The sequence below is a fragment of the Proteiniclasticum ruminis DSM 24773 genome (assembly GCF_000701905.1).
GTDB classification, from domain to species: Bacteria; Bacillota; Clostridia; order Clostridiales; family Clostridiaceae; genus Proteiniclasticum; species Proteiniclasticum ruminis.
The window spans coordinates 969,621-986,505 of record NZ_JNKC01000001.1 but is presented as its reverse complement, the minus strand read 5'-3'; the positions used below and the strand labels follow the sequence as shown (position 1 = coordinate 986,505).

The window sequence follows — 16,885 nt, the reverse complement described above, 5'->3', positions numbered from 1 at the left end:
GTTCGCCCATTAAAGCGGCACGCGAGCTGGGTTCAGAACGTCGTGAGACAGTTCGGTCCCTATCCGTCGCGGGCGTAGGAAATTTGAAGGGAGCTGTCCTTAGTACGAGAGGACCGGGATGGACCAACCTCTGGTGCACCAGTTGTTCCGCCAGGAGCATAGCTGGGTAGCTAAGTTGGGACAGGATAAACGCTGAAAGCATCTAAGCGTGAAGCCTACCCTAAGATAAGATTTCCCATGACGTAAGTCAGTAAGATCCCTTGAAGAACACGAGGTTGATAGGTGAGAGGTGTAAGTGCAGTAATGTATTCAGCTTACTCATACTAATAGATCGAGGGCTTAATCAAAAAAAGAACAACTTAAATTCTTTACAGTCTCTGTATGCAGTTTTGAAAGATACAGATCTTTCAAAAACTGAATATCTGGTGTCTATATCTCTGAGGGTTACACCCGTTCCCATTCCGAACACGACGGTTAAGCCTCAAGGAGCCCATGATACTGCAGGGGAAGCCCTGTGGGAAAGTAGGTCGTCGCCAGATGTACCATGGCTTCATAGCTCAGTCGGTAGAGCAGTAGACTGAAAATCTACGTGTCCTTGGTTCGATTCCGAGTGAAGCCACCACAAAAAACCACATCGTCTGATGTGGTTTTTTTGTGCTTTCAGAATCACCTTCAAACGCGAGTCAAGAAACAGAAAGGCTCCCCAAAAAGTGTTTTTGAAAATGAGAAAAAAGACCTTAAAAAGTTTAGTTATACTAAACAAAATACTCGATAAAACTTAACGGAAATATATTGACAGTGAAGCAATCCTCTTGTAAACTCTATCCTAGAGCATTTTTTAAATGAATTGAAATCACATCTGTAATTTCAATTTTACTTTTGAAGTGCACTGAAATAGTTCAAATTTTGCCGCCAGGAAGGGGAATATAATGGCAGACAAACTAAAACTGTATGGATTCAATAACCTAACAAAGACGCTGAGTTTTAATATTTATGACTTCTGTTATGCGAAGACAGAAAAGGAACAAAGCGAGTACGTGGACTATATCGATGAGATGTACAATTCGGAGAGACTTACCAAAATCCTCTGTGATGTGACGGATACGATTGGGGCGAACGTACTCAATATCTCCAAACAGGATTATGATCCTCAAGGAGCAAGTGTAACAATACTTATTTCAGAAGAGCCATTGGCTGAGCGCCATGTGGATCCTTCCTGCAACTTAGGACTGAGTCTTTATGAGAAACGTGACAGTGTGGTGGGGCATCTTGACAAGAGTCACCTGACCGTACACACCTATCCGGAGTATCATCCTGATAAATCCATTGCAAGTTTTAGAGTGGATATCGAAGTATCCACCTGTGGTAAGATTTCACCCTTGAATGCGCTGGATTACCTTATCGGAAGCTTTGATTCTGACATCATTTCCATCGACTATCGGGTGAGAGGATTCACTCGGGATGAAGACGGCAGAAAGTTCTTCATCGATCATGATATCCGGTCCATCCAGGACTATATTAAGGAAAAAACCTTAGAAGCTTATGATGCACATGATATTAATATGTATCATGCTAATATTTTCCATACGAAGATGCTGATCAAGGAGCTGAATCTCCAAAACTATCTTTTCAGAAATGACATCAGAGAATTCACACCAAAAGAACGTTTAGAAATCTCAAGCAACCTCAGAAAAGAAATGATAGAGATCTACAGCGGAAGAAATATATATGATTAAGGAGGTTCCCATGGAACTTTGGTATACAGAAAACCACAGCAAAGAGGCGAAGTTTTCCATCAAGGTGGAAAAACAGCTCTATTCCGGACAAAGCGACTTCCAGAGAATGGATGTCTTTGAAAGTAATGAATTTGGCAGATTTTTTACGCTAGATGGACTTGTGATGATTACAGAAAAAGATGAGTTCATTTATCATGATATGATTGTTCACGTACCTATGGCTACAAATCCCGAGATCAGGAATGTCCTTGTCATCGGTGCCGGCGATGGTGGAACAGTTCGTGAGCTTACCAGATACGCGCATTTGGAAAATATTGACATGGTAGAAATCGATCAGATGGTTGTGGATATCTGCCGCGAGTACTTTCCAAACTCCACCAGCGGACTGGATGATGCGAGGGTGCACCTATATTTTGAGGACGGACTGAAGTTTGTTCAGGAAAAGAAGAATGCGTATGATCTGATCATCGTGGACAGCACGGATCCAATAGGCCCAGGAGAAGGACTCTTCACAAGAGAGTTCTACAAAAACTGTTACGAAGCACTCACAGAAGATGGAATCTTGGTGAATCAGCATGAGAGTCCGTTTTACGAAGAGTACCAGAGAGCCATGAAGCGTTCTCATAAAAGAATTCATGAATTTTTTCCTGTGGCAAAAGTCTATCAGGTGCATATTCCTACCTATGCATCAGGTCACTGGCTCTTTGGATTTGCATCCAAATCCCTGGATCCTGTGAAAGATCTCAAAGAAGAGTGGTGGAACAGTCTTGGACTGGAAACAGGATACTATAACACGGAAATCCACAGCGCAGCATTTGCTCTGCCAAACTATGTAAAAAAGCTTCTTCAGGAAGCAGTAGAAGAATAGGATGATTGAGGGAGCATTTAATGCTTCCTTTTTTCAAAGTTAAAATTTACTGAATTCAGACACAGACGCACAACTTTCTGTTATGATAAAGAAAAATTTCTGGAGTGATTTTGTGAAGTATACAGTTGATGGCATTGAGTTTACCATTTTAAACAAGAGTTTTCATAGCATCTTTGATGGGCTCTACGGAGGAAATCAGCACTTGTCGACAAAAGCCCTGGCAAAATATGGATGCGGCTCTGTGACGCTTAATAATTTTGTGGCGTATAAAGAAGGAAAGAGTTATGTACGGGAAGAGCTGATTAAAGATCAGAATGAGATGTTCCGTAAATATCTATTAGGACCCACCACAGCGCTGCGGTTCAAACTGGCAGCCCACTGGTATTATATGAGGCAGGGGAAGAGTATCCGAGTGAACATCATCCATAGCTACTTGGGAGGCAATTTTGGCCTCCGGAGAATCATGCTGGAAATCAAGAGAAATATTGATTTAGACAATCCTGTGCCACTCATCGTTGGACTGAAGCTGAAAAAAGGGTATCGGGAAGGTCTGTACAACCACTGGGTCACTGTGACGGGATATGGAGACCACTTCAAGGTTCTGGTGTCGAATAATGGGAAAAGAGAGGTTCTTGATCTGAAGGAGCTTTCAGAAAAAAGGATGTTTGTGGCAACTGCAGCGATCCGTATTCTAGAAAAAAATCAAAAGGAAGAGATTTCGTCATGAAATCTCTTCCTTTTGATTATCAGTTTATATACTGCTACCCTTATTTCTCGAGGCTATTCAGAAAATCTCTAATTTCCTCACCATGTCCTTCAGCTTTAACCTTGCGGTTCTCATAGATGATGGTTCCTTTTTCATCAATGATAAAGGTGCTTCTGGCGATTCCAATGGATTTTTTTCCGTACATATTTTTTTCTTTCAGTACATCATATAATGTGCATACGGTGCTTTCTGCATCAGATAAAAGAACAAATGGAAGTCCCAGCTTATCAATGAACTTATCATGAGAATCTAGTGTGTCTCTTGAAATACCAAGAACAACAGCATTCTCTTTCTGATAATCATCATGATTGTCTCTAAAACTCTCTGCTTCCAAAGTGCATCCTGGCGTGTTGTCTCTAGGATAGAAATAAAGAATCACTTTTTTCCCTAGATATTCAGCGAGAGAATGCTCCTTGCCATCAGAACCCATGAGTGTGAAGTTGGGTGCTTTTTCGTTTAGTTTAACCATAGTACAAACTCCTTTCATTTCAAATCTATGATTCATAGTATAGTGAAAAACTATGAACTGGTGGTTAAGAATTCTCGATACGGGCTATTTTTCACCTTATGGTTTCAACTCCATAGAGAAATATGTTAAGATAGAAAAGAATTCACTTTAAAGGAGTATAGTATGGAGAAGAAAGTACTTGCCACAGTAAATGGCATAGACATTACAGATGAAATTCTGGACACAACAATACAGTCACTGGCACCTGAAAGAAGGGGCTATTTTGAATCAGAATATGGCCGGAAGCAGCTCTTGGATCAGCTCATCAGTGTAGAGCTCATCAATGCCTTCGGAACGGAGATTGGACTGGATAATGATCCACAGTTCATGTCACAAGTAGAGCAGGCACTAAAAGATATCAAGTACAGCTTTACCATGAATAAGATTCTAAGCACCATTACCATTGAAGAAGATGAAGCCAAGGAAGTATACGCAGCGCATCCTGAAAGATACCAGGGTCAGGAAAGCATCAAGGCCAGCCATATTCTTGTGGATGACGAAAAGATTGCGAAGGATATTATCACAAAGATCGAATCCAGTGAACTGACTTTTGAGGATGCAGCAAAGGAGTATTCCAGCTGTCCATCCAGTGAACAGGGAGGAGACCTGGGAGAATTCGGAAGAGGCATGATGGTAAAGGAGTTCGAAGATGCGGCTTTCGCAATGGAAGTTGGAGAAATGACCAAAGAACCTGTGAAGTCACAGTTTGGCTATCATGTAATCAAGACCACGGATAAAAAAGGAAATGAGCCACTGGGCTTTGAAGAAGTGAAGTCTGAAGTGATGAACAAAATGCTTCAGGACAAGCAGATGGAGTATTATACAAAGCTCATTACTGAGCTTCAGGAGAAGTTCCCAGTAACGTACAATAAGTAGAAAACAAACACCCCACTTTCAAGCAGTTTGAAAGTGGGGTGTTATTCATAGAAAGGTCTATATCAAAAGTGGCAGGAGTTCTCCAAAGTGATGGATGTAATGATGGCAAGTGCCTAAGATCTCCTCCATCTTGTCTTCAGAAAACTTGTCATGGACGCCAAAGACCACCATGCCAGCTTTCTTTGCGCCGATCATTGCTGCTGGGATATCTTCAAAGACAGCGATCTCCCGTGGATTCAGTCCAAGATTTTTTGCTGCCAGCAGATAGACATCGGGTTCAATCTTTGTTTTTCCGGCCATGTCTGTGGTGACAATGGTATCAAAATACTGAGCGATGCCTTTGGAGTGAATGGTTTCTTCCAAGAGCTCTTTAGATGAGCTGGTGGCAATGGCCATGCGGATTCCTTTCTTCTTTAGAGCCTCCAGAAACTCCAGGGCATGATCTTTCAGCAGCACATGATGGATGTACTCGTGTCTTGCCATGGTGTTCCAGTGGTCTTTGATATCTTCCACAGACTCAGGCAGCATGAATTCTCTTTTGAAAAACTCTGCAGTTTCATGGAAACTGAGATGAGATATTTTCCCCATGAGTTCTTCCGGTAGAAGATTGATGCCTCTCTCACGGATGAAATCCTCGTCGATCTTTCTCCATACCCACATAGAGTCGATGAGGGTACCGTCCATATCGAATATTACACCTTTTATTTCATTAAACAACAATTATAACCTCCCGAATTAGATGTATGAGCACAGCATAGCTGCTTCCGATGATTCCGCCAACAATGACATCTGAAGGATAGTGCACCCCAAGATAGACCCTGGAGACCGCCACCAGAAGTGCCAGAATGAGGTAGACAGAAGATGCGATATTTCCCTGAGTGACTAAAGCTGAAGTCACAGCGAGCGAAAAAGCAGCAGTGGTATGTCCTGAAGGGAAAGAGAATTGATCCACACCAATTCGTAAGCTTTTTAACTCAATGAGAGTTTCAAATGGACGCTTTCTTCGGATGCTGTTTTTCATAATTCCAACGGTGAGACCCGATAAGATGAGGGCTAGCGCGGCATAGAGCGCAAAAGACTGCACCGTGGAGACCGGCAGGATGGCAAAGGCCAGAATGAAGCCGATGGCAAACACATCAGATCCTAGGTAGGTAACAGCGATGAAGAAATAATCCAGTCCCTTGTATTTTAAGTTTTGATTGATATACAGGATGACGCGCTCATCCCAAGCTTTAATTTTTCCGATCATAAGAACCTCACATGAAATACTGACTAAACCCTATTATACCTTATTATTTCTCTGCAGAATACCGCTCATCTTCCCTAATTTCTTGTATAAAGAGAACGAAGAGGATAAAATGAAAGAAGTATTTAAGGAAGTGAGGAAATCATATGTCGTATGTGAAACCCGGAGAAACTGTGGAAGACCTTAATCTACAGGGGCTTAGAATTATTCAGAAAGAAAAGGGGTTCCGGTTTGGAGTGGATGCCGTACTGCTCTCTGATTTTGCTCAGGTCCGAAATAAAGACAGGGTCATGGACTTCTGCTCGGGAACTGGGATTATTCCTATTCTTTTATATGGGAAGACAAAAGCAGGAGAGATTCATGGACTGGAGATTCAAGAAGAGTTTGCTGAGATGGCAGAAAGAAGCATCAGACTGAACGATATTGAAGATAAAGTGAAGATGCACCAGGGAGATGTTAAAGATTGGGATCTTCTGAAGACCTTAGGGCATTTTCATGTGGTCACAGCCAATCCACCCTATAAGAAGGTGAACAGCGGCATACTCAATGAAGAAGATGCATTAACCATTGCAAGACATGAGGTGTCGGTGACGTTGGAAGAACTGATAGAAGCTTCAAGGAAAGCCTTGAAAGACCAGGGAAGGTTATATATGATCCATCGTCCGGAAAGGCTGGCAGATCTAATCTCACTCATGAGAAAATACAAAATTGAGCCCAAAAGAATCCGAATGGTTTATCCGAACACCAAGAAGGCTCCGACGATGGTTCTCATCGAAGGTGTCAGAGATGGAGGAGCTTTTCTTAAGGTAGAAGCACCGTTATTCATCTATGATGATGAAGGTAACTATTCAGATGAAATCCGAAGAATTTATGGAGATGAAAGAAGATGAGCAAGCTATACATTGTGCCTACACCCATCGGGAATTTAAAGGATATTTCTTTCAGAGTGCTGGAAGTGCTTCAGGAAGCAGACCGCATCGCCTGTGAGGATACCCGGGTCACTTCAAAACTTCTGAACCGCTATGAAATCAGAAAACCACTTCTTAGTTATCGCGAGCATAATGAAATGGGTGTGTCTGAAGAGATACTTGATAAGGTAGAAAGTGGTGAGACCATCGCACTGGTATCAGATGCAGGAATGCCTGGAATATCCGATCCTGGATCTGTACTTGTCAGAAAAGCCATCCAAAGAGGTATTGAGGTGAATGTGCTTCCAGGCCCTTCAGCGCTGATCAATGCCCTGGTGTCCTCAGGTCTTGATACATCAAGATTCACTTTCATCGGGTTTCTCGATAAGGCCCGGAAAAAGAAGCGGGACGAACTCTTGAAGTATCGGAACCGAGAAGAGACACTGATCCTCTATGAAGCGCCACACCGCATTCTAGATACACTGGAGGCTGTCCAGGAGGTGTTTGGCGAGCGAAAGATATCTTTATCCAGGGAGCTGACGAAACTTTATGAGGAGCACCAGAGAGGCACTGTGCAAGAGGTGCTGGAAACATATAAGGACAGGACACCTAAAGGGGAATTTGTTCTTGTTGTGGAAGGAATGAGTCAGGAGGCGCAGCAGCTGGAAAAAGAAGAGTTATATGCACATCTTACTGTGAAGGAGCATCTGCTTCAATTCATTGAAAGCGGTATGAGCAAAAAGGATGCCGTGAAAGCGGTGGTGGAGTTAAGAGGAATATCTAAAAAAGAAGTTTATAAAGAAAGCCTGGACCTGGAATGACAAGAACAGCAAAAATACAGCGAAGTAGAGTTTGAACGTAAAAACTCTTTGCTATATGGTATTAAATAACTTATAATAGAGTTAAGTATCATGAATGTAAAGGAAGTGAATCCATGTTTGATCCACAGAACAAAGCTTCTCTCAGTATTGAGGACTCTGTCAAATCCAAAGCCATCAACAGCATCATGTCTTTGGATGCTTTTCCGAAATATGACCTTTTTCTCTCCCAAGTCATTGAGTTCATCGAAGATCTTATGAACGATGACACCTACACCATCAATATCATTCAAAATTACATTAAGAGCGAGGTCATTGCAAAACCATACCAGGGCAAAAAGAAAGGGTATACGAAGCTTCACCTGATTCAGCTGGTTTTTGTGAGCTACATGAGACCAGTTCTGAGTACAGATGAAATCAAGAAGGTTTTCCGCCTTGCTTTCAACGACATCAATAATAGAGAAGATGATATTATTTCCTGGGAAACAGCCTACGAACTCTTTTACGAGATTGTCAATGACCAGGCAAATAACCCCAACACGATGATCATGGATGAAGAGAAACTGAGAAGTATCGTGGCAAAGCTTCATATTAGAGAAGAAGACAAAGAAAGAATATTTGTGTTTATTTCGGTGCTTGCGCTTGTTGCTCAAGCAAGTTTCATTAAAAATACAGCTAAGAGGCTTTTGGATTAGACAGCTAATTTGATCATATCTGCATAGTTCAGTTAGGGGTGATTGATGTGGATGTTTTACTGGAAGCTGCAGCTAATGTTGGTTTTCCGATGGTTGTGTCCATTTATCTGCTTACAAGAATTGAGGGAAAAATGGAGAATCTTACGGTTAGTATCAATAAACTGACAGGAGCGCTGGAAAAAAACACTTAAAATTCCATGGAAATCAGGACAGGCAAAAAAGTCTCAGAGGAAATCTGAGACTTTTTTCCGTTCAAGCAGAGTTTTCCCCATACAGAAGATGAAGAACTGCAAATAGTGCTATAATCAGTGTATACATAATGAAGAAACTGGGAGAGGACCAATGGAAATCAAGATATCTGTCAGAAACCTAATTGAATTTGTGCACCGTTATGGAGATATCATCTCTTCCGGCACAGGATCGAGCCCAAGCCGTATGGAAGAAGGAACCAGGGCTCATGTGAAGATTCAGAAGCAGAGACAAAAAGAAGATGCCTCTTATGAGAAAGAAAAATATTTCAAGTATACTGTGGAAAAAGAGGATCTGATGTTCATCGTGGATGGACGTGCGGATGGAATCGTTCCGCGTTCTTATATTGAAGAGATCAAATCCACGTACATGCCTTTGGAAGACCTCACTGAGGATTATAATTTTCTTCATTGGGCTCAGGTGATGTTCTATGGGTTTATGCATATGAAGGAAGAAGAGCTTGAAGAGATCACACTTCTTCTTACGTATCATAATCTGGAAACAGAAATTTCCAGAACCTTTGAAAGAAGATATACCATACAGGAACTTATGACTTTTGTAGATCAGACCATAGAAGAGTATCTCAAATTCGTCAGAGAGGATATCCACTGGAAAGAAGAAAGAAACAGATCTTTAAAAACTCTAGGGTTTCCTTTCAGCCGGTATCGTGAAGGTCAGAGAGATCTTGCAGTGGATGTGTACCGTACCATGCGTCAGGGAGGGAAGTTCTTTGCCAAGGCACCCACTGGAATCGGTAAGACCATCTCTACATTGTTTCCTGCAGTGAAAGCATTAGGAGAAGGAGAGACGGATAAAATCTTTTACCTTACAGCAAAAGGAACACTGAAAACTGTAGCGGAGGAGACCATGTCTATCCTTGAGAAAAAAGGAGGACAAGTAAAATTTCTGACACTGACAAGTAAAGAGAAGATCTGCATCAATGATGAAGTAAACTGTCATCCGGACCATTGTGAAATGGCAAAGGGTCACTATGACAGGGTCAATGACTGTATACTGGCCATATTAAGAAATGAGAAGCGTTATACCAAAGAGATGATTGTTGCTTATGCAAGGGAATATCGGGTATGTCCCTTTGAACTTTCTTTAGATCTTGCTTATTTCAGTGACCTCATCATATGCGATTACAATTATGTGTTTGATCCCAGGGTTTATCTCAAAAGATTTTTTATGGACGTGAAAGAAAATTATGTTTTTCTTGTGGATGAAGCGCACAATCTAGTAGACCGGGCCAGAGATATGTACTCTGCTGAGCTTTCCAAGGAGTCGCTGATGGAAGCGAAGAAAGCAGCGGACAAGTTCAGCTATCTGAAAAGACCTCTGAAAAAAATCAATGACAAGTTCATTGAAATGCGAAAAGTATTGGAGGAAAGGGGAGGAAAGTACACCTATTTTGGTGTTTCAGACGACCTTGTTTTTCTGCTTAAAGATTTTCTGCAAGGGTTTGAGATTTTTCAAAAAGAAGTGCAGGAGGAGTTTGACGGAAGAGAAAAGATTGTAGACTTCTTTTTCGCAGTGAACACCTTTCTGAATATTTCAGAGCTTTATGATGAAGGGTATGTGACCTATGAAGAAACCTATGGAAGTAATGTGAGAATCAAGCTCTTCTGTGTGGATCCAAGAGATGTGCTGATAGAAGTGTTTAAGAGGGCGAAAGCTTCGGTGCTGTTTTCTGCGACACTTTCTCCTATGAATTATTACTTCGATGTTTTAGGTGGAGAGGAAGGAGATTTCAGGAGAACGCTCCGGTCCCCCTTTGACAAAGAGAAGCTTCGGGTGTTCCTGGATGCTGCAGTGGATACCAGATTTTCCAAACGAGAAGACAGCTATATGGCCATTGCGGAGAATATTGAACGGATGGCATCGAAGAAAAAAGGAAACTATATCGCTTTTTTTCCTTCCTATAAATATATGAGGGATGTCTATGAGGCCTACGAAGAAAAGTATGGTGGAGCTCATGAAGTGTATATTCAGGAACCGAGTCTGACGGAAAAAGAGCGGGAAGATGTGCTGGGGCTATTTTATCAGGAGAGAGAGAAGAGTTTTCTTGCGTTTATGGTCCTTGGCGGTATTTTTTCTGAGGGAATCGATCTGCAGGGAGAGGCACTGATTGGAGCATCTGTTGTTTCTGTGGGATATCCTCAGGTATCTTATGAAAGAGATCTTATAAAAGAATATTTTTCCAGGGAGAACTGCGGATTTGAGTATGCCTATATCTATCCGGGTATCAATAGAATTCTGCAAGCTGCTGGAAGAGTCATCCGTTCTGAAGAAGATGAGGGGATGGTTCTTCTTATGGATATCAGATATAATTGGGCTCAGTATAAAAAGCTGCTGCCTGAGGAGTGGTTGCCTCTTCTGCCTTGGGCTGAATTTAAGTAAGGATTCCGAGGGGCAATTGTGAAATATTTTTAATACAGTTTAATTTATTGACATAACTTATGAAATAATTATAACATATAGTAGAAATCAAAATGAAATCAAAGGAGGTCGAGTATGTTAAGCAAAAAGACAAAGAAGGTTCTTTTGCAGACAGGAATAGCACTGACTATCAGTTTATCGTCATTCGCTTTACCATCACATGTGATGGATTTTACAGCTGAAGCGGCTGTCGTCAACACACAGACAGGAAAACTGACTGTGACCGCGTTTTCCTTATGGGCATATAGCGCACCTGACTGGAATGCAAAAACGAGAACTTATAACAATGGAACTACGTTTGATGTGGTGGAAAAACATGCGATTGATGGCAGAGAAATGTATAAGCTCTCCAACGGTCTTTATATAAGTGCGAATCCAGCTTATGTGAAGTTTGAAACAGCAGGAGCTTCAGAAGCACCATCAGCTCCAGTTCAGAATGAAGGGGACACTCGAGAGACCACAGCAAACCTTAAGATGAGGGAGAGCGGATCACTCAATGCAAATACTCTTCTGACGATTCCAAAAGGCACCAGACTGAAGATTGAGAGCGTTTCTGGCATATGGGCAAAAGTGTCCTATAACAGCAGAACGGGTTATGTCAGCACCGATTATCTGAAAGCAGTCACTGATTCGTCTCCTGTAATTACTCAACCTCAGACTGGTGTGCAGGAAACTCCATCAACTCCAGCTTCTGGAACAGATTTAAGAAAGTCGACCGCAAATCTTAATATGCGCAGTGGCGCAGGAACTAATAATAGAATTGTATTGACAATACCAAAAGGAACCTCTCTGACTGTAGAGAGTCAGTCCAGCGGATGGGCAAAGGTATCTTATGGTGGGAAAACAGGGTATGTTTCCACAAGCTACCTGCAAGCGGTAAGCACTACTCCTGCACCTGCCCCAACTCCGACTCCAACCCCACCAACTTCAGGGGAACAGGACACAAGAAAAACTACAGGAAACCTTAATATGAGAACTGGACCTGGAACGACAAACAGTGTCATCCGGGTCATACCTAGGGGTACAACACTTACAGTGGAAGCACTTAGTGGAACTTGGGCTAAGGTGAGCTATGCGGGAAGTACAGGATATATTTCCACCAATTATCTGGAGAAAGTTACTGTCAGCCAGCCGTCAACACCTGCGAATCCGAATCCAGGACCTGTTGTTGGAACTGATGAGCGTGAAACTACAGCAAATCTAAATCTCAGAAGTACGGCCAGTGTAAGTGGAAGAGTTATTCTTACCATGCCAAAAGGAAGTAAGGTTACAGTTCTTAGCGAGAGCAATGGTTGGGCAAAGATTAGGTACAATGGAACGGAAGGGTTCTCTTCTACAAGTTATCTGAAGAAACTTGCTGCAGCGCCAGCGCCAACACCAACACCAGAACCAACACCAGAACCAACACCAGAACCAACGCCAACCCCGGATCCGACACCAACACCAGAGCCAACGCCAACACCGGATCCAACACCAACTCCGCCGGTTGAAGTCCCTGTGACACAGAAAGATCAAAGAATCATCACAGGAAACCTCAATATGAGAGAAGCTGCAGACGGTGTATCAAAGGTGCTGACAGTTCTGCCAAAGGGTACAATTGTTACAGTGGAGTCCCTCACAGGGAAATGGGCGAAAATCACCTATAATGGTATGAGTGGATATGCTTCCACAAATTATATGAGTCCATATACAGCACCGCCATCAACCGAGGCGCCTCCAGCTGAGAAGGATGTGCGTCAGACCGCCTACAACCTCAATATGAGAGTAGGGCCAGGAACAAGTCATGGTATCATTCTTACGGTTCCCAAGGGTGTAATGCTGACTATTGAAGCCCTCGAAGGATCTTGGGCAAAAGTGACTTATAATGGAAAGTCCGGATATGTATCCGTGGACTATCTGACAAAGGTGGTTTCTACGACACCACAGCCACCAGCCACTGAGGTTCCAGCTGTAGACACCGTGCTGAAGATTGAAGGACCTGCAGGAACAAAGGAATATGGCGATCAGACCATCTCTGGATATCTGCTTACCAAGGGTACTCTGCAGAGCATCAGCATTTCAGTTAATGGTATAAACATTGGAAATGCCACACTGAATCAGAAGCGGGATGACCTACTGGCTTCCCATGCACAGTATCCAAATGCTTCTTCGGCTGGGTTCAATCTTTCAGCCAATAAAGATGTGTTTGTCAATGGTACAAATACCGTAAAAGCTACAGCCAAGCTGTCTGATGGCAGCAGCATCTCTGAGTCCATCACCTTTACTTACAACAGACCAACCTTTGACCCGGTTGGCGTGCTGGACAACAAAGATGTGGTGAATTATAAGAACGAGGATATCAAGGTGTCCGGTTACGCGAAGATTGCTACAGGCGTCAAAAATGTCAGGGTATATCTGAATGGAAGAGCTCAAGGCACAGCCGTATACGGAAAGGCAAGAACCGATGATGGGAATGCCAACACTGGATATGAATATCTCATTCGAAGAAATAACATCTTCCCTGGTGAGAACACACTTCGTGTGGAAGTAACGGGGAATGGTGGAGAGAAACTGGAGTTCACTAAGGTGCTGAAGGTGGAGAAAATCCCTACCATCGTCATTGATGCCGGACATGGCGGAAAAGATCCTGGAGCAAGGGGTATTCTCAATGGAAGCTATGTCTATGAAAAAGTATATGTGCTGCAGTTTGCCTTAGCCCTGGAAGCAGAGCTGAAGGCAGCAGGATACAATACCATCATGACAAGAAACAACGACACCTTCATCGAACTGAATGAAAGAGCAAGAATTGCCAATGCAGCTCATGCGGACCTGTTCTTCAGTATCCATCATGACTACAACAGCAATCCAAGTTCAAAGGGTGCTTTCCTCATTTATCCATCTACAAAGCTAACGAGCATTTCGGAGTCTACACTGAAAGAAAGTGTGGATGTGGCTTCTGCCATCAAGCAGTCCTTTGTTGCCATGGGGTTCCAGGATAGAAGAAATGGAACCGACAGCAGCATTTCCGGACATACTCTGGCAGTGCTGAGGCAGACAGAAATGCGTTCTGTGCTTTCTGAAATTGGATATATGAGCAATTCAGAAGATCTTTCCAAAATAACAGATCCTGTGTTCCAAAAGGCCATGGCCAAGGGAATCGCAGATAAAATCCGTGCTTATTTCGGATATTGATTTAATTACTCGGCTCCTTGCTTTGTGGCAAGGGGCTTTTTTTAGGCATTTTTAGTGTTTTGTGTGAAAGATGGAAACTATGATAGAATAAATTGAAATAATAACAAGAGAGTGTGCATGTTCAGATACAAGGGGGAAGCATGATGGTGGACTTATCTAAGATAATAAAGGGGAAATCTCTAACAGAGACAGAAGAGAAAGTACTGCTCTACATGGTGGAGCATATGGATACAGTGCTGGAGAAAGGGGTAAGACAGATTGCCCGGGAAAACTATACTTCACCTTCCTCCATTATGAGGCTGACCAAAAAACTTGGGTACTCAGGATTCATCGACATGTACTACCAGCTTGTTCCAATGATTGAGGGCGAAGGTCGAAGGACGAGCAAAATGCATGAAGGCGCTGACAATGTGATGCTGAAGGAAATTCTTCTGCTCAATGAGAAAAAAAACATGGATGCCTTTGCTGGTCTTTTGAAGAGCATCAAGGAGAAGTATATTTTCATCTATGCCACTGGGTTTTCGGGTATCATTGGGGAGTACCTTTATAAAAAGCTTCTGGTCAACGGGAAGCGGGTTATTTTTGCCACGGGAAATGATTCCATTGCCATCCTTGAAAGCAACGTGGACCATATCGGCATGCTGATCACCGTGACCAAATCAGGGGAAACCCAGCAGGTGTTGGATAAAATGGAATACTGCAAAGAGAAGGGAATTCCTGTTGTAGTCTTTACCAGTGAACTGGATAATAGAGCTTCCAGGATAGCAGATATTCCCCTGAAGATTGAAGACAGTAAAAAACTGGATGACCGGAATATCTCCAAAAATTATTTTTTTGCAGAGCTTCTTCTTTTATTTGAGTATCTGGTCTCTATCTCTATGTAACTGATTTATTCGAAACACGTTCCACATTGGCGGGACGTGTTTCCTTTTGCGTTGAAACCCTTTACCAATAGGGGGCCTATCCCCTAAACTGAACCTATCGATAAAAGGAGGATAGACTCATGAAAGAAAAACTCATGAACAGTATGCAGCGTTTTGCAAAAGCAATGTTCATCCCCGTACTCATTTTACCCATTGCCGGTATACTCATTGCCATCGGAAACCTCTTCACAAATGCCAAGCTCCTGGAGGCGGTTCCGTTTCTGGACAACCCGGTTACCAAAGGATTCGGCACGATCTTGTCTGGATCATTGGTGTCCATTCTCACCAATTTAGGATTGATATTTGCTGTAGGAATCGCCGTTGGTCTTGCGGAGAAGAAGAAAGCTGAAGCAGGATTCACAGCGCTTCTTGGATTTCTCGTATTCATCAATGCCATGAATAAATTTATGGCACTGAGTGGAAGTCTTTTTGAAGGAGATTCTCTTAGAGGAACAGGACAGACCATGGTCATGGGCGTTCAGATCCTTGATATGGGTGTATTCCTTGGGATCATCTTGGGTATTGTCACAGCTTATGTGCACAACAGATTCATCGACAAAGAATTCAACAATGCTTTCCAGATATATGGTGGAGCAAGATTTGTCTTTATTGTTCTTATTCCAGTGGTGGTCCTTCTTGCCATTCTGTTCAGTTTTGTGTGGCCATTTTTCCAAAGCATCATCAATGGTCTGGGAAGCTTCATCAATGGCAGTGGAAATGTAGGACTGTTCCTGTATGGAATGCTGGAGAGACTTCTGATTCCAACGGGTCTCCACCATCTGGTCTATACCCCTTTCCTCTATTCTTCCTTGGGAGGAGTTCAGGAAGTGGGCGGAGTTCTTCTCGAAGGATCAAGGAATATCTACTTTGCTGAGATTGCAGACAATACGGTGAAGGTTCTTTCTCAGAGTGTCATCTGGGATGCCAGGGGTATTTCCAAGATGTTTGGGCTCATCGGTGCCTGTGTTGCCATGTATCAGATGGCAAAGCCGGAGAACAAAGCCAAAGCCAGAGCGATTCTGATTCCTGCAGCTGTGACTTCCTTTATTGCAGGTGTCACAGAACCCATTGAGTTTTCCTTTATGTTCGTGTCACCCATCCTATTTGGGATCCACTCTGTGCTCAGCGGACTCAGTATGGTAGTTCTGAACCTTTTCAATGTGAGAGCCATCGGACCAAATGGATTCATTGATTTCCTGCTGTATAACGTGCCCTTGGGTGTGGAAAAGACAAGATGGCCGATGTATATTGCAGTGGGCCTCGTGTTTTTCCTTCTTTACTACTTTATCTTCAGAACCCTCATTAAAGTGTGGAATTTGAAGACCATCGGTAGAGAAGAGGATGGGGGAGAAGTGAAGCTCTACTCCAAGAAAGAGTACGAAGAAAAAAAGCAGAGCGGGAATAACACCAGGAATGAGGAAGTTCCAGCTGACATCATTGTTGAAGCGCTGGGTGGCGCTGAGAATATTGAAACGGTGGACAACTGCTTTACAAGACTTCGGGTGATGCTGAAAGAGCCCGGAAAAGTGGATGAGAGCAGACTGAAGAGTGAGACTGGAGCCACTGGTGTGGTGTCAAAAGGAAAGAATGTTCAGGTGGTCTATGGACTACAGGTGAACAGTGTACGCAAAGCGGTTGATTTGTATCTGGAAAGCTAAACTTCCAGAATTTTGAAGGGAATG

Annotated in this window: 15 protein-coding genes, 1 tRNA gene and 2 rRNA genes; 15 read left to right on the top strand and 3 right to left on the bottom strand. The window is 42.8% G+C overall.

Translation table 11 applies throughout. The annotated features are described in order from the left end of the window. The 6 genes from T487_RS0104810 to T487_RS0104785 form a co-directional block, all read left to right on the top strand. Window positions 1–347: ribosomal RNA gene (locus T487_RS0104810) — 23S ribosomal RNA — on the top strand; the annotation flags it as partial. A 74-nt stretch (window positions 348–421) separates the two neighbouring features. Further along, window positions 422–539, top strand: a 5S ribosomal RNA gene (gene rrf / locus T487_RS0104805). 7 nt (window positions 540–546) lie between these two features. Beyond that, window positions 547–622 (top strand) — tRNA-Phe (locus T487_RS0104800). Window positions 623–929: 307 nt separating this feature from the next. Next, window positions 930–1,736 (top strand): adenosylmethionine decarboxylase, encoded by an 807-nt coding sequence (speD, locus tag T487_RS0104795; RefSeq protein WP_031574665.1) that lies wholly within the window; start codon window positions 930–932, stop codon window positions 1,734–1,736. A gap of 10 nt (window positions 1,737–1,746) precedes the next feature. Further along, window positions 1,747–2,604, top strand: a complete 858-nt coding sequence (gene speE / locus T487_RS0104790) for a polyamine aminopropyltransferase (protein ID WP_031574662.1) — start codon at window positions 1,747–1,749, stop codon at window positions 2,602–2,604. 112 nt (window positions 2,605–2,716) lie between these two features. After that, entirely contained in the window at window positions 2,717–3,331 is a 615-nt protein-coding gene (locus tag T487_RS0104785; protein WP_031574658.1) for a hypothetical protein, read from the top strand. A gap of 40 nt (window positions 3,332–3,371) precedes the next feature. Here T487_RS0104785 and T487_RS0104780 read toward each other — a convergent pair whose 3' ends face one another. Beyond that, window positions 3,372–3,839, bottom strand: a complete 468-nt coding sequence (locus T487_RS0104780) for a peroxiredoxin (protein ID WP_031574656.1) — start codon at window positions 3,837–3,839, stop codon at window positions 3,372–3,374. A 162-nt stretch (window positions 3,840–4,001) separates the two neighbouring features. Between T487_RS0104780 and T487_RS0104775 the strand changes: the two genes are divergently transcribed. Further along, the gene (locus tag T487_RS0104775; RefSeq protein ID WP_031574654.1) at window positions 4,002–4,754 is read left to right on the top strand and encodes a peptidylprolyl isomerase; all 753 of its coding nucleotides are present in this window, start codon (window positions 4,002–4,004) and stop codon (window positions 4,752–4,754) included. A gap of 57 nt (window positions 4,755–4,811) precedes the next feature. Here T487_RS0104775 and T487_RS0104770 read toward each other — a convergent pair whose 3' ends face one another. Continuing rightward, window positions 4,812–5,471 carry an HAD family hydrolase gene (locus T487_RS0104770; protein ID WP_031574652.1) on the bottom strand — a complete coding sequence of 220 codons (660 nt, stop codon included), beginning with the start codon at window positions 5,469–5,471 and terminating at the stop codon, window positions 4,812–4,814. Next, a complete protein-coding gene (locus tag T487_RS0104765; RefSeq protein ID WP_031574650.1) occupies window positions 5,464–6,003 on the bottom strand; it encodes a phosphatase PAP2 family protein in 540 nt (179 codons plus the stop codon). The genes T487_RS0104770 and T487_RS0104765 overlap by 8 nt, the downstream gene beginning before the upstream one ends. A gap of 143 nt (window positions 6,004–6,146) precedes the next feature. Here T487_RS0104765 and T487_RS0104760 point away from each other — a divergent pair, with 143 nt between their 5' ends. The 8 genes from T487_RS0104760 (at window position 6,147) to T487_RS0104725 (ending at window position 16,861) form a co-directional block, all read left to right on the top strand. Next, window positions 6,147–6,890: a tRNA1(Val) (adenine(37)-N6)-methyltransferase gene (locus T487_RS0104760; RefSeq protein ID WP_031574648.1), complete on the top strand. Its 744-nt coding sequence runs from the start codon at window positions 6,147–6,149 to the stop codon at window positions 6,888–6,890. Beyond that, on the top strand, window positions 6,887–7,729 hold the full coding sequence (gene rsmI / locus T487_RS0104755; protein ID WP_031574646.1) for a 16S rRNA (cytidine(1402)-2'-O)-methyltransferase: 843 nt from the start codon (window positions 6,887–6,889) through the stop codon (window positions 7,727–7,729). The genes T487_RS0104760 and rsmI overlap by 4 nt, the downstream gene beginning before the upstream one ends. Window positions 7,730–7,842: 113 nt before the next feature. Continuing rightward, complete coding sequence (locus tag T487_RS0104750) at window positions 7,843–8,421, top strand: DUF1836 domain-containing protein (RefSeq protein ID WP_031574644.1); 579 nt, start codon at window positions 7,843–7,845, stop codon at window positions 8,419–8,421. A 47-nt stretch (window positions 8,422–8,468) separates the two neighbouring features. Then, window positions 8,469–8,612 (top strand): YvrJ family protein, encoded by a 144-nt coding sequence (locus T487_RS16185; protein ID WP_074542595.1) that lies wholly within the window; start codon window positions 8,469–8,471, stop codon window positions 8,610–8,612. Window positions 8,613–8,763: 151 nt separating this feature from the next. Continuing rightward, window positions 8,764–11,070, top strand: a complete 2,307-nt coding sequence (locus T487_RS0104740; protein WP_031574642.1) for an ATP-dependent DNA helicase — start codon at window positions 8,764–8,766, stop codon at window positions 11,068–11,070. Between the two features lie 114 nt (window positions 11,071–11,184). After that, complete coding sequence (locus T487_RS15350) at window positions 11,185–14,280, top strand: SH3 domain-containing protein (RefSeq protein ID WP_036909073.1); 3,096 nt, start codon at window positions 11,185–11,187, stop codon at window positions 14,278–14,280. Between the two features lie 140 nt (window positions 14,281–14,420). Then, window positions 14,421–15,164, top strand: coding sequence for a MurR/RpiR family transcriptional regulator (locus T487_RS0104730; protein WP_207638283.1), 744 nt, complete (start codon window positions 14,421–14,423; stop codon window positions 15,162–15,164). A gap of 119 nt (window positions 15,165–15,283) precedes the next feature. Next, window positions 15,284–16,861, top strand: coding sequence for a PTS transporter subunit EIIC (locus tag T487_RS0104725; protein WP_031574637.1), 1,578 nt, complete (start codon window positions 15,284–15,286; stop codon window positions 16,859–16,861). The last annotated feature ends 24 nt before the right edge of the window (window positions 16,862–16,885 follow it).